Raw genomic sequence first — 16,566 nt, 5'->3', positions numbered from 1 at the left:
CACGACGCTGCCGTCCCGATTGAATCTATCGAGAATGCTGATATGTAACGTAGGTCTTTATTCTCTTACCTACGTGCGATCGGAAGCCCATGAGCCGCAACTTTCTTGTCGTCGATCCCGAGGAAGGCATGCCCATCCTGAAGGGGCTGGCTTCGCCGGCAAGGGTTTCCGTGTTGAAGCTCCTGCACGAAAAAGGCCCTCTCAACGTCAACGAAATCGCTGATATTCTTGATTTGCCGCAGTCCAGCGTCTCGACCAACGTGCAGATGCTGGAGGAGGCGGGGCTGATCCGCACCGAGACGCAGAAGGCGCGAAAGGGCAACCAGAAGGTCTGTCACAGCGTCTATGACGAGATCCTCGTCGTCTTCAAGAATGAAATCAAGGAAACCGAACCGGATGCGATCGAGGTGGCGATGCCGCTGGGTCTCTATACCAGCTATGATGTGACCGCGCCCTGCGGCCTCTGTTCGGTGGATGGCATCATCGGCCTGCTCGACGTGCCCAATACTTTCCTCGATCCGGACCGCATGAAGACGGCGCTGATCTGGTTCACGCGCGGGCATGTCGAATACCAGTTTCCCAACAATGCCAGACTGACCAATACCCGCATCCGCGAGATCGAGTTCGTCATGGAATTGAGCTCCGAAGTGCCCGGCACCAGTGCCGATTGGCCCTCCGATATCACGCTCACGGTCAATGGCATCGACATCGGCACCTGGACGTCTCCGGGCGATTTCGGCGACAAACGTGGGGCTTTCACGCCGGATTGGTGGAAATTGAAGGGCTCGCAATACGGCAAGCTGAAGAGCTTCCGTATCAACGAGGAGGGCGCCTTCGTCGATGGGTTGCGCATTTCCGACGTGGCGCTTTCTGATCTGAAGCTCGACGAGCACCACTCGATTCGCTTGCGCATCGGCGTTCGCGACGACGCCAAGCACCCTGGCGGCATCAACATTTTCGGCCGCGGTTTCGGCAATTACGACCAGGACATCCTGCTGCGTATCAGAACACGCTAGACTGTACCCGATTTCCTGAACTTTGCCCTTGACCCCGGCCGAGGCTTCCGCTTTATTCATCGTAAATTGTGATATAGATCACAAAAAATGATATGGTGGAGGATATCATGAAGGCTGCGGTTATCGCGCACAGCAAATACACGATCTCGGACATCGATCCGCGCCTGTATGGCTCGTTCATCGAGCACCTCGGCCGTGCCGTCTATACCGGTATTTACGAACCCGATCATCAGACCGCCGACGAAAACGGCATGCGCAGGGACGTGATCGATCTCGTCAAGGAGCTCAACGTTCCGATCGTGCGTTATCCCGGCGGCAACTTCGTGTCGGCCTATAATTGGGAAGACGGCATCGGCCCGAAGGAAAGCCGCCCGACGCGCCTCGATCTTGCCTGGCACACCTCCGAAAGCAACCAGGTCGGCATGCACGAATTCGCCGACTGGTGCGTCTCGGCCAAGACCGAGATGATGCTGGCCGTCAATCTCGGCTCGCGCGGCCTCGATGAAGCCCGCAACTTTCTCGAATATGTCAATCATCCCGGCGGCAGCGATTGGAGCGACAAGCGCATCGCCAATGGCCGCTCCGAGCCCTGGGACGTCAAGCTCTGGTGCCTCGGCAACGAGATGGACGGCCCCTGGCAGATCGGTCACAAGACCGCCGACGAGTATGGCCGGCTGGCGCATGAAACCGCCAAGGCGATGCGCGCTTTCGACAGCTCGCTCGAACTCGTCGTCTGCGGCTCGTCCAACGCCCACATGCCGACCTATCCGGAATGGGAGGCGACCGTTCTCGATCACACCTATAACGAGGTCGAATACATCTCGCTGCACATGTATTTCGAGAACCGCGCCAAGAACACGGCGAACTATCTCGCCCGCAGCATCGAACTCGACAACTACATCGGCACGGTTGCCGGCGTCATCGACTATATCAAGGCGAAGAAGCGCTCGACCAAGGACGTCTACATCTCCTTCGACGAGTGGAACGTCTGGTACCACTCCAAGGAGCGCGACAAGGCGACGCTCGCGGGCGCCAATGGCTGGCCGCACGCCCCGGCGCTGCTCGAGGACGACTATAATTTCGAGGACGTGCTGCAGGTCGGCTGCATCCTGAACACCTTCATCAACCGCGCCGATGTCGTGAAGATCGCCTGCCTGGCGCAGCTGGTCAACGTCATCGCGCCGATCATGACGACGCCGGGTGGCGCCGCATGGCGCCAGACGATCTTCTATCCCTACTACTTCGCCTCGGTCTATGGCCGCGGCACGGCCCTGAAGTTGATGGTCGACAGCCCGACCTACGAGGTCGACGACGTCGGCAGCGTTCCCTATCTCGACGTCTCGGCCGTCCACGACAAGGGCGCCGGCGTCGTTACCTTCTTCATCGTCAACCGTCACGGCACGGAAGCGCTCGATCTCGACGTCAGCCTGCTTGAATTCGGCAACCTCAAGGTCATCGACGATCAGGTCATTGCCCATTCGGATCTCGCCATCACCAACACGGCCGAAAAGCCGGACAATGTCGTTCCGGTGAAGGCCAGCGGCTCCGCATTCGCCGATGGCAAGCTGACGGCGAAGATCGCGCCGCTGTCCTACCGCGTGATCCGGCTGCAGGCCTGATTATAAATCACGATATCTGATACATATCGAAGATATGTTGACATCGAAGTTGTATGATTTAACGTCGACGCACCAGATTTGACGTGCCACTGGGAGGAAAAGATGGGAGCTACCGCTTCTGTTTTGGCACCATCATGGACGAAGGGCGGCCTGCTCGTCGAGGCAGGCGCCATTCGAGCCGTTTCGTGCCAACCATGTGTTCATATCGGATTTTCGGATTCCGACTGCATCACGGGAGCAGCCGGATGACGGCCAATATCGAAATCAGCAATGTCAGCAAGCGCTACGGTTCGATGACCGTGCTCGACGGCTTGTCGCTGTCGATCAAGGCCAACGAGTTCATGGTCTTCCTCGGCCCCTCCGGCTGCGGGAAATCCACGCTTCTGAGGATGATCGCCGGGCTTGAGAGTGTCGACGACGGCACGATCTCGATCAACGGCGAGCGCATCGATACGCTGCCACCCGGCCAGCGCGATATCGCCATGGTGTTCCAGAGCTACGCGCTCTATCCGCACATGACGGTCGCCGACAACATGGCCTTCGGGCTGCGCAACATCGCGGTTCCATCGGATGTGATCACGGCGCGCGTGGCCGAAGCCGCCCGTATGCTCGAGATCGGTCATCTCCTGGAACGTAAGCCTGGCCAGCTCTCCGGCGGCCAGCGCCAGCGCGTCGCCATCGGCCGCGCCATCGTCAAGGAACCCAAGGCATTCCTGTTCGACGAGCCTTTGTCCAACCTCGATGCGGCGTTGCGCGTCCGCACACGCGTCGAACTGGCGCAGCTTCGCAACCGCGTGAAGTCGACGATGATCTTCGTGACCCACGACCAGATCGAGGCGATGACGCTGGCCGATCGCATCGTCGTCATGAACAACCGCAAGATCGAGCAGATCGGCACGCCGATGGAGATCTACTCCCGCCCGGCCAGCCGCTTCGTCGCGACTTTCGTCGGTTCGCCGACGATGAACTTTCTCGATGTCGGCATAGCGGAAGAGAACGGCTTCATCAGCGCCAAATTGCCTGATGGCACGCAGCTCAAGACCGCCATCCGCGCCGCCGGTCTCGGTGGCGGCAACCATGCGGCTCGGCATTCGCGCCGAGGCGGTTAAGATCGCCAACGGCGTTCCCGCCACCACCAGGGGCAAGGTCGATGTGCTCGAACGCCTGGGCGATCGCACGCTGCTCTATACCAGACTCACGGATGGCAGCGTCATCGTCGCCGAGGATATCGGCAACAGCCGTGTCGCGATCGGCGACGAAGTCGGGCTGACGCTAGACGGCGGCAGAACGCATCTATTCAACGACGACGGCCGCGCCTGGCACAATGAGGAGCCGGGCCATGGCTGAGACGACGCTGTCAGCCACCCGCACGCTCGCCAAGGCTTCCGCCCGCCTGAAGGTGCAGAACATCAACGCCCCGCTCTGGCGCAACGCGATCTTCGTTCTGCCCTATCTGTTCTTCTTCGTGACGCTGCTCATCGTGCCGCTCTTCTGGGGCATCTGGCTGAGCCTGCACAAGGCGGATGCCTTTGGCGTCGGCCGTTTCGTCGGGATCGACAACTATCTCAGGCTGTTTCGCGACAAGATCTTCATCCAGGCGATCGGCAACACCTTCTACTTCGTGCTCCTGACCGTCCCGGCGCTCGCCATCATCGGCCTGATGCTGGCGCTGGCCTTGAACCGCAAGACGCGCACGGCGGCCGCCCTTCGCACGATCTACTTCTCGTCGTCGGTTCTGTCGGTGACCATCGTCACGCTGATCTGGCGCATCGTCTTCATCGGCAATTTCGGCCTGCTCGCCACCATCTACGGCTGGTTCGGCGCCACGCCTCCGGCGTTCCTTTCCGATCCAAAGCTGGCGATGATCGGCATAGCCATCGCCACCATCTGGTGGTGCGTCGGCCTGCCGATGATGCTGTTCCTCTCCGCCCTGCAGCAGATTCCGGGCGATATCTACGAAGCGGCGGCGCTCGACAATGCCAGCCGCTGGCGCACGCTCTGGTACATCACGCTGCCGTCCATCCGCCGCACCTTCGCGCTGGTCGTGATCATCCAGATCGTCCTGCAGTTCCAGCTCTTCGGCCAGGCCAAGCTGATGACCAACGGCGGCCCGAACAACGTCTCCAAGCCGATCGTCTTCTACATCTACGAAGCGGCCTTCACCAAATGGGATCTGGGGCTGGGTGCTGCCGCCTCCGAAATCCTCTTCATGCTGATCCTCGTCGCCGCCATGGCGCAGTACGTCATTTCGCGCCGAAAGGGAGAAGAAGTATGAGTCTCGCGACAGGTGGCAATATGGTCGGCCGTTCGCTGGGCGACCGCGTGATCCTTTTCCTCGCGATCCTCTGCGCGCTGGTCATGCTCGCGCCGGTGCTGTGGGTGATCGGCCTGTCGCTGAAGGACAACAAGGAGCTGATGGCGGATATGAACTCCGTCTTCAACGCGCCCTACACGATCGGCAACTATATCAATATCCTGGCGACATCGTCGGTGTTCCGCTGGGTGCTGAACAGCGTGATCGTCGCAGGCGGGCTTACCATCGGCACGCTGGTGTTGTCGTCGCTCGCCGGATACGGCTTCGCGCGGCTGAACTTTCCCTATCGCAACACGCTGTTCATCATCGTGCTCCTGGGGCTGGCGGTTCCGGAGCAGGCGGTGCTCATCGCCCGCCATCAGTTGTTCAGCTGGCTGAAGTTCCACAACACCTATCAGGGACTGATCCTGCCCGGATTGTCAGCGCCGTTCGGCGTGTTCCTGATGACCCAGTATTTCCGCGCCATCCCCAAGGAGCTCGACGAAGCGGCACTGCTCGACAATGCCAGTCGCTTCAAGATCTTCTGGAAGGTGCTCCTGCCATTGACGGTTCCAGCCCAGGCGACGCTCGGCATCTTCACCTTCCTCGGCGCCTGGAACGATTACTTCTGGCCGCTGATCTCGGGCACGAAGAAGGAAATGTATACGCTGACGGTCGGCATCGCATCGACACAGACCAACTTCGCGCAGTCCGAAGGCCTCGGCTTTTTGATGTCGCAGGCCGTCTTTGCCAGCGCGCCGATCCTCGTTCTCTACCTGTTTTTCCAGAAATACATCGTGACCGCGGTCTCCGGCGCCGCCGTGCGCTGAGGCTTGAAGCGGTGACGTCGAAACCGGCTTCCCGGGAGGAGGCCAGCCAAAGGGGCAAAGCCCCGAAGAGGAGGAGAAGGGCATGACACATACATTGAGGAAATACATGCTGGCGGCGGCGTCGGTGATCGCGCTTGCCGGCGCGTCAACGCCGGCCTTCGCCGCCACGGAGCTTACCGTGCAGCGCTTCTTTGGGGCTTGCGATGCCGATTGGGGCACCAACACCGATGTCAGCAAGGCCGTCGGTGAGTGCGGTATCATCACCTCCCTGATCAACAAGTTCAACGCCGACAATCCCGATGTGCGTGTGACCGTGACCACGGTCGAATGGCCGGGCTACGACCAGCTCACCGCGCAGTTCGCCGCGGGCGATCCGCCCGACATCGTCACCATCCACCAGTCCGTGCTTGCCGACTACCAGAGCAAGGGCCTGATCATGCCGCTCGACGACGTGCTGAAGTCCGTAGGCGTCGCGCCGACCGACTTCACCGAAGCCAGCCTCGGCGGCGTGACGAAGGAAGGCAAGATCTACGGCCTGCCGATCGACAACTGGACCATGCTCTACCACATCAACATGGACCTCTTCAAAAAGGCCGACCTGGTCAACGCCGACGGCACGCCCAAGCTGCCGACCAGCCCGGAAGAGCTTCTGGCACAAGCCAAGCAGTTCCGCGAAAAGACCGGCAAGCCCTACTTCGTCCAGAACCTCGCCAACGAAGTCGCGCTCTACACGCGCAACCTCTACACCTACCTCTTCCAGCAGGATTCCAACTTCTTCGCCGATCCGAAGCAGGTGAAGATCAATACGCCCGAGGCCAAGAAGGTCCTCGAGATGTACAAGGCGATCTACGACAACGGCGATACGGTCAAGGACCTCGACTACGCCGCCAGCATCAACGCGTTCCTGGCCGGCGACGGCGGCGTGCAGCTGAACGGCACCTGGGTGATCGGCGACTACAATGCCTCGTCCGAGACGGCGGGCACGGCGCTCAACAAGGGCGGCTATGCCGTCTATCCGTATCCGCAACTCTTCCCGGGCAAGAAGGCGCAGTATGCCGACGGCCATAGCTGGGCGGTGTCGCAGAAGGACCGCTCAGAGGAGGAGGTCGCCGCCATCGGCAAGTTCCTGAAGTTCTTCCGCGACAACGATTTCGACTGGTCGCGCACCGGCCATCTGCCGGCCGTCAAGGCGGTGCTCGATTCCAAGGAGTTCAAGGCGCTGCCGCACCGCGACACGATCTCGGCGATCGCGACGCTCGGCACCCCGCTGCCGCCGACCGTTCAGCGCCAGTTCGCGATCCAGGACATTATCGGCCAGGAGATGAGCGCCGCGATCACCGGTCAGAAGGAAATCGATGCGGCGCTTGCCGACATGGAGTCGCGCATCAACGATTTGCTCGCCAACATCTAAGGCTCACTCTCTCCCGAGCCGAAGAGCAGATGCCCGCCGCAGGTCTCGCGGCGGGCATTTTCAGTCCGTGTATTACTTGCCGAGGCCGACCTTGCCGTCCTCGTAGATCCGAACGCGGACGTCCTCGTAGGAATGAAGCGTCGGATGCGAGGTCTCGAGATCGTGGTGCTGTGTCGCCGTGATGACCAGGACATCGGAACCGGCGGATTCTCCGGCCAGGATGCCTGCCTGCACGTCCTCGAACACCAGGCATTCGCTCGGGCTGAAGCCCAGGCGTTCGGCGCCCAGGATGTAGCATTGCGGATTGGGCTTGCCGACCTCGACGTCCTCGGCGGTCACGATGAATTTCGGTATCGGCAGGCCGGCCGCCTCCAGGCGCTTGTGCGCGAGCCGAAGCGGCGACGAGGTGACGATCGCCCAGCGGTCGCTCGGCAGCGCGGCCAGGAATGCCGCGGCACCTGGCAATGCGAAAACACCCTCCACATCGTTGATCTCCGCCTCGGTGATGGCAGCGGCCTCGGCGACCGGATCGACGCCGGGCAAGTTCAGCTTGGCGATGGTATCGACGCCGCGCGCGCCATGCATCGTCGGCAGGAAAGCCTCGACATCGAGCCCCTGCCGCGCGGCCCATGCGCCCCAAACGCGCTCGGCGGCCAGAAGAGAGCTAAGGATCGTGCCGTCCATGTCGAAAAGGAAGGCGGAGTAGGGGCGGTCGAAGCAGGAAGGCGTGGTATCCGGCAATGGACGAGCTTTCTCATCTGTGACGGGCAAACGCACTCGCCCATCTTCTTTCTCGGCAGCCGGGATAACCGATCCGCCCGGCTATTGAAACCGCCTGACATGAGAAAATACCAGTCCACCCCGCCCCGCAAGAACCGGTCAGTGGAGATCCAGGCTGAGCTGCTGGCCCTTGATCTTGGGGAGCGGCAGGCCGATTTCGATCTTGCCGAAGACGCGGCGTCGTCGTTCGGCATCGCGCTCTCGCTCAGCGCGCGACTCGGCCACGACCGCCAGTGCGTTTGCTATGACTTCCTCAGTTCTGGTCATACGCTTACCTCGCTATTTGTTCTTGTTATGTTCTATTTTTATGAGAACGTCAAGAGCGGCCAGCTTGGGCGCGTTTCGGCAAGGATTGACTGCGCTGGTGGGCCAGACGCATCGACCGGATTCTGGATGACTATTGCTTTGCTTCGGGGTGCGTCGCGGCCTTCAGGTCGGCGAGGCCACGATATCCATCCTTGCTGCCGACGGATGCGGCGGCATTGAATATGCGCTCGGCATCTCCATACATCTGCAGGTTCAGGTAGCTGTAGCCCCTGAGCACCATCAGATCGATGCGTTCCTGCTGCAATTGCGCGCGCTGATCGAGATAGACGAGCGTCTCGCGATAGCGCTTGGCGGAGAAGGCGGCTAGGGCCCGGTCGGCGAGGATGGAAACCTGCAGTTCCGCCGCCCGCTGGCGGGTCTGCGGCGCCTTGGTCGCCGCGACGGCGGCATTGTTGGACAGCCCGGCGCGCAGATAGGCGAGGCTTTGACCGTAGGCTGCGTCTTCGCGGACCTTGCGCATCGGGCTTGCGAGCGCGGCCTCGAAGGCTTCGACTGCTTCCATCGGCCGGTTCAGGTCCATCAGGCACCAGCCGCGGGTGAGCGCGCTTTGAGGATCGAGCAGCCGCGCATCGACCGTGGTCGAGCAGCCGCGTGGCTGGCGGGCGCCGCGCGAAACGGAAGCGGACGGCATGGGCGAACGGGCCACGTCCGCCTGTCTTGGCAGGGGGCGTTGTGCCGGAGCAGCCACGGCCACCACGGGAGCGGGCTCGGCGATCACCTGAGGTTGGTAGCTCTGCGCCTGTGGCGTTTGCAACTGTTGCGGCTGAAGCTGCGGTGCCTGACCAGGCGCGGGAAGCGGCGCCTGCGTCGGCGGCGTCAGCGACGAGGTCTCGCCCAGTCTGGCAATGCGCTCCGAGCGCCCGGCCCAGAGCCGCTGCACTTCCGCGACGCCACGGCGGTCGTTCAGCTGTTCGCGCGTGATCACCAGGCCGTAGGCGGACGGTTCGTCATCCGGCTTCCAGCGCAGCGCGGTCTCAAACCAGCGCGCCGCCGTCTGTGGCTGATTGAGAGAGCGCGCATACCAGCCGAATTGCTGTGCCGTCGGAACGTATTTCTGCGCGATGATTTCGGTTGCGATGCGGCTCAGCACGTTTTCGGCGATATTCGCCGGCGGCTGCAGCGCCATCAGGTTGGCGGTGGCGGCGAGATAGGTGGCGGTGGCATCCTTGGAGTCGCCGCGCCACTTGTACATGACGTCTTCCGCCTCCTGCTCCTTCTTCCCGGCGATCAGCGTCAGCGCCAGCCCTTGCGATGCGCTGGCCGAATCCTCCTTCGCGCGTCCGGCGCGGAACCACTTTTCCGCTTCGGCGTAATTCTCGCGGCGAAGATGATACCAGCCCAGCAGAAGATCGTCCGACGCCAGCCCCTGCGTCTCGGCCAGCCGCTGCACCAGCGTCAGATAGTTCGGCGAGACGGCAAGGTCGGGATTGGCATTGCCGGCAGCGACGAAATTGCGGGCGAGGTCGCTACGGATGCTGTCGAATTCGCGTCCGCCATTTCCATCGGGCCGCTCCAGACCGAGCAAGACCTGCATCGGCGCATATGGCAGCAGACCGGACGCCTTCTGTACCGTGGCCAGCCGCTCCTGCGGGTTGGTGCAGGTTTTCAGAATGTAGCCGTAGGCATCCTGCGCGCGCGGCATGCGGTCGGTCCGGGCAAAGGCCTCGGCCACCCGCCAGAGCACGTCGATGTCGGCGCAGGTGAGCAGGCTCGGCGTCGCCGCGCCGATCTGCACGACGGTCGTATATTGTTTCAGATCGGAGGCGTTGACGAGCCGCGCGCGCGCTTCCGCCACGTCCAGCCGGTCGAGCAGGTCGGCCGGCGGCTGCCAGCCGGCTTCCGCTCCCTGGCGGTCGGCGATCGACTTGCGAAGCTCGGCGTAGCGGCCTTCGGAATAGAGCTGCCACATCGCTTCGAGCTGCTTGTCGCCGCTCTGGGGAACGGCGAGCGGATCGGCCGGAGGGACCCAGTTCGGATAGAGCGCCTGAAGTCGCGATATCTCTGCCTGCAGTCGCGCCTTGTCGCCGCGGCTCGCGAAATAGCGAAGCGCGCTCTCGTCCACCTTCGGCGCGGCCGGTTGGGCGCTCGAAGCGGTGGGGGCGGGTCGCTGAACGGCCGGCGGCTGCGGCTGCGCCTGGGCGACCGCATCCGGCTGCGGCGAGATCGCTTCGGCCTGCGGCTGCGAATTAAACGGGGCCTGGGCGCTTGCCTTTGCCTGTATCTCCTCGGCGATCGTCTGCATGTCCGTCGCCGGCTGCCTCACCGGGCCGTCGGGACCGGTGATCCGCCCCATCAGCATCAACTGAGGCGTCGCCGTGGGTTCACCGAGGCCGAGCATCTCCTGAATGGCGGCGCGATCCTTCAGCGCGGTGACAAGACCTGCCACCACGACTGCGACCGACACTGCGACAAGCGAGGATTTCAAAGGCACTCTGGATATTTCTCCGCGACGAACGCCAACCCCAGAAGCTGAAGGGTCGACGGATAATAGAGCGATGGCGCGAACTGCCGGGACGACGCGGGCAGCTTCGTTCCTTGTGCTACACAGGCCACAACATCGTTAACAATTCGATAACCAGCGTCGCCAAGTGATTGTTTCGGCTGGCCAGTTTTCAAGTCTATCGTCGCCGGCGCTCCATCGCCGGCGGTCATTCCAGACGACAATCGTAAAAGCATTTCCTTGTCCGAAACTCCCGCCCTGGCGAGATAGAGCGGAATCCGGATGGCGTTGTAGCCGAACTCGGCGTCGAACCCCTCGGCCGGCTGCGGCTGGCGGCGCAGGCTCACCCAGTCGGCCGGCAGCTTGCGTGGCCCGAACTGCATGGAGCGGAGCAATGTCAGCCCGTCCTCTGTGAGAGCATTCCATGCGTCGGATGGAGCAAGCAGGGCCATGATGGGAATGGCCTCGTAAATCCAGTAGGATGGATTGATGACCGGCCCGTCCTGGCGACCGGGGGCGTCGAAACCCTCGACGCCGGGGAGCAGGATCGTGCGTCCGCCCGATTTGACGACGGCGTTGGCCAGAAGCGCCTTCGCTATCCTGGCGGCTGCTTCAATGTAATCGTTGTTTTTCCAAGCCGATCCCGCCAGCGCCAGCGCATAGGCGATCAGCATGTCGCCATCGGATGCATTGTTGGCATCGGTGACGTGCGGCTTGGCGGATGGGTCCCACTTCCAGACGGCGAGGCCGTCGTCGCGCAGCAACAACTCGGTACGGGTAAAATACCAGATCTGCTCGAAATCGGCCTGGTTGTTGGCGAGATAGGCAAGCCACAACCCGTAGCCCTGTCCCTCGCTGTGGCTGATATTGCCGTTGGCGTTGTCTATGATCCGGCCGGTGGGGTCGAGGAACTTGGCCTTGTAGGCGCTCCAGGCGGCCGCGTCGATCCTGGCGGTCTGCGCGGATGCGGGCTGACTCCAGCCGAGCAGCGATGCGATCGCCGCGGCGACCAATATCGTCAGCCAGCCCCTCATTCGCGCCGCCCCAGTCTTCCCAGCATGCCCGCGGTGGCAACGCCGATCAGCAGCGACAAGACCACGAGAAGAACCGCATAGGACAGGACATTGGTCGACAGCCAGTTCGCCGCGATCAGGCGGTAGTTGGCAAGCGTCCAGGTCTCGGTCTTGACGAAGTCGAACCGGGTGACGGGAACCGTGTCGATCTTGCCCGTGGCGGCGGAATAGGTCGTGACGTGCCCGGCGATCAGCGGCCAATTTTGCTGCGCCGTCATGGCGTTCGCGCCTTCCCTGAGATCCTTCGCGGAGGGAGCGGTGACAACGGTCCATGTGGCGTCGCCGGAAGTGCTCGCGCCTTGTGCGATCATGAAGCTGTTGGTGTTGGAGGGCGTGAATACCTTTTCGGCGCCGGGCACGAATTGCAACGAACTCAGCGAGATGTCGAAATTGCGCCGCAGCCATTCCTGGAACGAGGTGATCTGGCCCTGCCAGACACCGCCGCTGACCCTGGAGCGCCACTCGTCGAACATCACGTTGGTCTCGCTGGGCGTCGTCTGTGTGGCGGCCAGCGGTCTCCAGGTCGCCTGGCTCGTGGTCGCGATATTGAGCTGCGACAGCACTGCCTGCGGCATTTGCGAGATGGAGCCGATGAATATCGCGTCGCGTTCGCCGATCGCGCCCGGCGAGGCGGCCGGTTCGACATCGAGCGGCCGGCCGGCCATCAGAGCCATCTGGCCGAGCAGGGTCGCGGTGGCCGATAGCGTGTCGGCGTCCACGCGGTCGATGAAGAGCGGGGTGGGCGAGGCGGCGCGGCTGTAGGGATAGCCGGTTCCCGCGAGCGCCGCGAGGTTCGGACGCTGGCCGACGCGGGCGAAATCCGGCATGCGAAACTCGCTCGTGTCGAAAAGCGCGAAGCGCGGCCCCGCGCCCGCGGCGGTTCCAGGCACGCACACATTGTCCTCTTCCGTGCGCAAGATCGTCTCGATCGATACCGAGTTCAGACCGGGCTTGAAGTGCCGCATCGTCACGCGAATAGGCAGATGACGATAGATGCCGCCGCCTTTCGCGGTGATCGGCAAGGTCGATGCGATGTTGCCATTGACGTAGACATCGATCTGGCTGCCCGGCAGCACGCTCTGCGTATAGGCCGCATCGAGCAGCACGGTCGCCTCGCCATAGGCATTGGCGTAGAAATCGGCCGGGACGGCGATGTTGAAGGTCGTGCGGAAGCGGCGTCCAGAGAATTCCGTCGACTTCACGCCCAGCTGGGAGAAGGCAATCGTCCTGTCGGAGAAGATCAGTGGTGCATCCGGTGCGGTCCAGCGCTGCGTCGCCAGAGCATCGCGGCGAACCGTTACGGCTCGATCTGTGGTCGAGACGATCGTCTCGATCGCGGTGGAGATCGCCGGCCAGGACGGTCCGGTTATCAAGAGCACGGTCTGGCCGGAGCGCGGGTCGGTCGCGAAGGTCGCAAGCGGAGCCGTCTGCGCGGCAACGGGTACGGCAAACAGCGGCTGCAGTTCGCTCGGCGTCCCGACCACGACCGTCATCCGTCCCGGAGATGACGCGGGCAACGAATTCGTGGTGAAGGACACGGTCTGGTTCGGCATGCCGCTCAAGATCGAAAGGCCCTGCGCCAGTCTGAGCAACGGCTTGGTGGTCCCCGGCTGCTCCAGCGCCGGCACGACGAAATTGAACGCCGTCTGGCCCGCGCCATCGACGCCGATCGCGCGTATGGCGTCCGTGCTCGAGAATTTCGCGGTCTCCTCGCCGACGAAAGTCAGATAGGTCTGCGCCGGGTCGATGTCGGACCAGAGCTCGTACGTGGATTGCACGCTGCAATCGGTGCGATGGCGTTGTGTCGCTTCGATCGTCAGGAGGTTGGCGCCCGGTTGCAGCAGACGCGGCGGCACGCTGAAGGAGACAGTCGACGAGCCATCCGGCGAGCCGACCGGCTGCTGTCCGATCACCCTGTTGTTGATCAGGATCGCGAACTGCGAGCTCTCGGGCGCGACGACGATCGCATTCTGGTAGCTGAAGTTGAAGGTCGCCTGCGCTGCCGCCTGCTCCGGCGTCAGATAGACCGACCACGATCTGCGGTCATACTCGCCGTCGAGCCCGAGCTTCGCGAAAGGCACGACATAGCGCCGTGATGTGCCGGGCGGCAAAGCGGGCGAAGCCGCCGCGGGCGCCGAACCGACGGATGCCTCGGCGGGTGGCACTGGCCTTTGCGGCGCGGGTGCCGACGTAGGTGCTGGCTGCGCCGCCGCTGGGGCCGCGTTTTGCTGGGACGAAGATGACGCGGGCTGGTCGGCCGCTGGCGCCGGCGCGGGCGGCGTGACGGCAAATGGCTGGATCGGCTGCATCGCCGCAGGCGGCGCCACGGGTGCGGGCGGCGTGACCGGCGCTGAAGGTGGCGCGGCGCTGGTCGACGGCGCAGCCGAGGTAGGCGGTGTCGCCGGCGGCGTCAGGCGGGGAATGGCGGGCGCCGCTTCCGGCGGACGTTCGCCCGACATGTCGAAGGGCGTCGTCTGCGCGTAAGCCAGGGCCGAGGCGGCGAGGAGAAAAGCAAGGCTCGTGGCGATCTTCCGCATCAGCCGTTCACCTTCGAGACCTGCCGTTGCTCTTCGCGCTCGGGCCGCATGCTGCGGAAGAAATAGACGAGGCCTCGGCTCGTTTGATAGAAGGCAAGCCCGACGAACCAGATCGTGCCCCGGATCAGGCCGGGGTTGCGGCGCCGGCCCTGCTGGAACTGCGTCCACTGAGCCGAATTCGCGAACATCAGGTCGGCGATCAGCCGGTGGTCCAGCGCGCTCTTGGGAGCATACTGGCAGCCGACGGCAAGCAGGCCTTCCGTCGGCTGGATGTTGCGCACGACCAATGGCAGCGTTTCAAGTTCGGCGCCGCTGAACGGACGGAAGCGCACTTCGCCTTCGACGCCGACCAGCGACTGTTCCAGCTGCTTGTCGAACACATGCAGGCGGGCGCCATGCACCGACACGTCCTCGATCGAGGCCGTATACCACTTGCCGTTGATGCCGAACTCCGCCCGGCGGTTGACGCGCACGCGGCGCGACGACGCGCGTTCGCCGCGTTCCGAAACAACGCCTAGCGCGCAGCCGGCCATGATCAGGTTGATCAGGTTCCAGCCGCCGACGACGAGCGTGACATCGGCCTTATAGGGCTCGGTATAGATGCGATAGACGGTAACGATAAGCGCGATGATCTGCACGGCGAAGATGACGAAGAACGGACGGCTGATTTCCGATAGTCGGCTGACGGCGATCGACTCGTCCTTGGCGGTCACCTTGAAGGTCGGCTTTCTCGGATTGAGCATGACCGAGATCACCGCCGGCAGCAGATGCACCGTCTGCACATACTCGTAGAGCTCGGAGATCCACGGCCAGCGGAACGAACCGTAGAGGTAGTTCTGCATGATGAGGTTCACGAGCATGTAGGCCAGCGTATAGGCCAGGAACTCGCCGCCGGAGGCGGTGAAGATCTCGAGATCGAAGAAGAGGTAGAACAGCGGCGCGAACAGGAACACCGTGCGCGGGAAGGGGAAGAGCCAGAAGAGCGTGGACGACATGTAGCAGAAGCGCTGCGGGAGCGTCAGCCCGCGCTTGAGCAGCGGGAAACGGAACCTCAGGATCTGCATCATCCCCTGGGCCCAGCGGCTGCGCTGGCCGATGAAGCTCGCGAAGGTCGCCGGCTGCAGACCGGCGATCAGCGGCTTGTCGACATAGATGCTGTTCCAGCCGCTTCCGTGCAGCGCCAGCGCCGTCTCGCAATCCTCGGTGATGCTGATGCCGCTGAAGCCGTTCTGGGATTCCAGCGCCTTGCGGCTGAGAACCGCCGCCGAGCCGCAGAAGAAGGCCGCGTTCCACTTGTCCAGCCCGCGCTGAATGATGCCGTAGAACATCTCGTTCTCGCTCGGCATGTTGTCGAAGGTGCGCAGATTGCGCTCCAGCGGATCGGGATTGATGAAGAAGTGCGGCGTCTGAACCAGGAAGAGCTTCGGATCGTCGTCGAAATAGCCGACGGTCTCGAGCAGGAAGTCGCGCGCCGGCGCGTGGTCGGCATCGAAGACAGCGATCAGCTCGCCGGTCGAATGCTGCATGCCGTTGTTGAGATTGCCGGCCTTGGCGTGCTCGTTGCGCTCGCGCGTGAGGTAACGCACGCCGATTTCCTCGCAGAGCTGCTTGAGCTCGTTGTGACGCGCGACGGCCGCCTGGGCCTCCAGCAGCTTGTTCGAATTGCGCTTCTGCACTGTCCCGCCGTCATCGAGCAGCCAGACGGTCAGCTTGTCGGCGGGATAGTCCATCGCCTTGGCGGCCGAGAGCGTGTTGGCGAGAAGGTGGGAATCCTCGTTATAGGTCGGCACGAAAACGTCGACATGCGGGCAACGCTGTAGCTTTCCAACGCGTGACGGCCGAGGCGGCAAAGGCGTGGCGACGATGAAGAGGCTGAGCGCCAGCATGGCGACGCTGTACATTTCGGCAAGATAGAGCAGCAGGCCGGGGATGAAGTTCTCCGGTTGGTTGATCGGCGGCAATGTGCTGGTCGTGCGCCAATAGACGTAGCGCAGAACGATGGCCGTGCCGAAGGCGAGCGCGATCAGACGCCACATTCCCTCGCCCTTGAGCCCCTTGATGATCGCCATCACGGCAACCACGGTGATGCTGGCGATCAGCTGCGCCTGCAGGTTCACCGGCAAGGTCACCAGCGCGACCACGCAGAGCGCAACCACTGCCCAGATCAAGATGCTGCGGGCCTTATGCATCGGCTTTCCTTCAAAGGCATTGCGCCGGGTACCGTCGCCGGTCCCGGCCTA

12 protein-coding genes and 1 pseudogene are annotated in these 16,566 nt (G+C 62.9%); 7 read left to right on the top strand and 6 right to left on the bottom strand.

Annotated elements, in window-relative coordinates; all coding sequences use genetic code 11:
- Positions 1 to 89 precede the first annotated feature (89 nt).
- The 6 genes and pseudogenes from GGQ67_RS14840 (at position 90) to GGQ67_RS14815 (ending at position 7,169) form a co-directional block, all read left to right on the top strand.
- On the top strand, positions 90 to 1,016 hold the full coding sequence (locus GGQ67_RS14840; RefSeq protein WP_183900914.1) for an ArsR/SmtB family transcription factor: 927 nt from the start codon (positions 90 to 92) through the stop codon (positions 1,014 to 1,016).
- A gap of 107 nt (positions 1,017 to 1,123) precedes the next feature.
- Positions 1,124 to 2,635 carry an arabinosylfuranosidase ArfA gene (gene arfA / locus GGQ67_RS14835; RefSeq protein ID WP_183900913.1) on the top strand — a complete coding sequence of 504 codons (1,512 nt, stop codon included), beginning with the start codon at positions 1,124 to 1,126 and terminating at the stop codon, positions 2,633 to 2,635.
- Between the two features lie 245 nt (positions 2,636 to 2,880).
- Positions 2,881 to 3,982: pseudogene (locus GGQ67_RS25320) on the top strand (ABC transporter ATP-binding protein).
- Complete coding sequence (locus GGQ67_RS14825; protein ID WP_183900912.1) at positions 3,975 to 4,910, top strand: carbohydrate ABC transporter permease; 936 nt, start codon at positions 3,975 to 3,977, stop codon at positions 4,908 to 4,910. Before GGQ67_RS25320 ends, GGQ67_RS14825 begins: the two are co-directional and overlap by 8 nt.
- Positions 4,907 to 5,758, top strand: a complete 852-nt coding sequence (locus tag GGQ67_RS14820; RefSeq protein WP_183900911.1) for a carbohydrate ABC transporter permease — start codon at positions 4,907 to 4,909, stop codon at positions 5,756 to 5,758. Before GGQ67_RS14825 ends, GGQ67_RS14820 begins: the two co-directional genes overlap by 4 nt.
- Before the next feature lie 82 nt (positions 5,759 to 5,840).
- Positions 5,841 to 7,169 (top strand): ABC transporter substrate-binding protein, encoded by a 1,329-nt coding sequence (locus GGQ67_RS14815; protein WP_183900910.1) that lies wholly within the window; start codon positions 5,841 to 5,843, stop codon positions 7,167 to 7,169.
- Between the two features lie 72 nt (positions 7,170 to 7,241).
- Here the strand turns inward: GGQ67_RS14815 and GGQ67_RS14810 are convergent, their stop codons facing one another.
- The 5 genes from GGQ67_RS14810 to GGQ67_RS14790 all read right to left on the bottom strand — a co-directional run bounded on the left by GGQ67_RS14810 (position 7,242) and on the right by GGQ67_RS14790 (position 13,870).
- Complete coding sequence (locus GGQ67_RS14810; protein ID WP_281393592.1) at positions 7,242 to 7,910, bottom strand: HAD-IA family hydrolase; 669 nt, start codon at positions 7,908 to 7,910, stop codon at positions 7,242 to 7,244.
- Positions 7,911 to 8,048: 138 nt separating this feature from the next.
- Complete coding sequence (locus GGQ67_RS14805; protein WP_183900909.1) at positions 8,049 to 8,216, bottom strand: hypothetical protein; 168 nt, start codon at positions 8,214 to 8,216, stop codon at positions 8,049 to 8,051.
- Between the two features lie 130 nt (positions 8,217 to 8,346).
- Positions 8,347 to 10,701: a PspC-like choline-binding domain-containing protein gene (locus tag GGQ67_RS14800; protein ID WP_183900989.1), complete on the bottom strand. Its 2,355-nt coding sequence runs from the start codon at positions 10,699 to 10,701 to the stop codon at positions 8,347 to 8,349.
- Positions 10,698 to 11,750 (bottom strand): family 8 glycosyl hydrolase, encoded by a 1,053-nt coding sequence (locus tag GGQ67_RS14795; RefSeq protein ID WP_183900908.1) that lies wholly within the window; start codon positions 11,748 to 11,750, stop codon positions 10,698 to 10,700. Before GGQ67_RS14795 ends, GGQ67_RS14800 begins: the two co-directional genes overlap by 4 nt.
- Positions 11,747 to 13,870 carry a cellulose biosynthesis cyclic di-GMP-binding regulatory protein BcsB gene (locus GGQ67_RS14790; protein WP_343056516.1) on the bottom strand — a complete coding sequence of 708 codons (2,124 nt, stop codon included), beginning with the start codon at positions 13,868 to 13,870 and terminating at the stop codon, positions 11,747 to 11,749. Before GGQ67_RS14790 ends, GGQ67_RS14795 begins: the two co-directional genes overlap by 4 nt.
- 16 nt (positions 13,871 to 13,886) lie before the next feature.
- Here GGQ67_RS14790 and GGQ67_RS25610 point away from each other — a divergent pair, with 16 nt between their 5' ends.
- The gene (locus GGQ67_RS25610) at positions 13,887 to 14,273 is read left to right on the top strand and encodes a hypothetical protein (protein ID WP_343056515.1); all 387 of its coding nucleotides are present in this window, start codon (positions 13,887 to 13,889) and stop codon (positions 14,271 to 14,273) included.
- Positions 14,274 to 14,325: 52 nt separating this feature from the next.
- Here the strand turns inward: GGQ67_RS25610 and bcsA are convergent, their stop codons facing one another.
- The gene (bcsA, locus tag GGQ67_RS14785) at positions 14,326 to 16,515 is read right to left on the bottom strand and encodes a UDP-forming cellulose synthase catalytic subunit (RefSeq protein ID WP_183900906.1); all 2,190 of its coding nucleotides are present in this window, start codon (positions 16,513 to 16,515) and stop codon (positions 14,326 to 14,328) included.
- Between the last annotated feature and the right edge of the window lie 51 nt (positions 16,516 to 16,566).

This window comes from Rhizobium metallidurans, assembly GCF_014196505.1.
Lineage (GTDB): Bacteria > Pseudomonadota > Alphaproteobacteria > Rhizobiales > Rhizobiaceae > Rhizobium > Rhizobium metallidurans.
This window is presented reverse-complemented; position numbering and strand designations above follow the sequence as displayed.

Bases quoted from the DNA above. Each gene is read 5' to 3' on its own strand.
- GGQ67_RS14820 (WP_183900911.1), top strand. From the start codon at position 4,907: ATGAGTCTCGCGACAGGTGGCAATATGGTCGGCCGTTCGCTGGGCGAC.
- GGQ67_RS14805 (WP_183900909.1), bottom strand. From the start codon at position 8,216: ATGACCAGAACTGAGGAAGTCATAGCAAACGCACTGGCGGTCGTGGCC.
- GGQ67_RS14815 (WP_183900910.1), top strand. From the start codon at position 5,841: ATGACACATACATTGAGGAAATACATGCTGGCGGCGGCGTCGGTGATC.
- bcsA (WP_183900906.1), bottom strand. From the start codon at position 16,515: ATGCATAAGGCCCGCAGCATCTTGATCTGGGCAGTGGTTGCGCTCTGC.
- GGQ67_RS14795 (WP_183900908.1), bottom strand. From the start codon at position 11,750: ATGAGGGGCTGGCTGACGATATTGGTCGCCGCGGCGATCGCATCGCTG.
- GGQ67_RS14825 (WP_183900912.1), top strand. From the start codon at position 3,975: ATGGCTGAGACGACGCTGTCAGCCACCCGCACGCTCGCCAAGGCTTCC.
- GGQ67_RS14840 (WP_183900914.1), top strand. From the start codon at position 90: ATGAGCCGCAACTTTCTTGTCGTCGATCCCGAGGAAGGCATGCCCATC.
- arfA (WP_183900913.1), top strand. From the start codon at position 1,124: ATGAAGGCTGCGGTTATCGCGCACAGCAAATACACGATCTCGGACATC.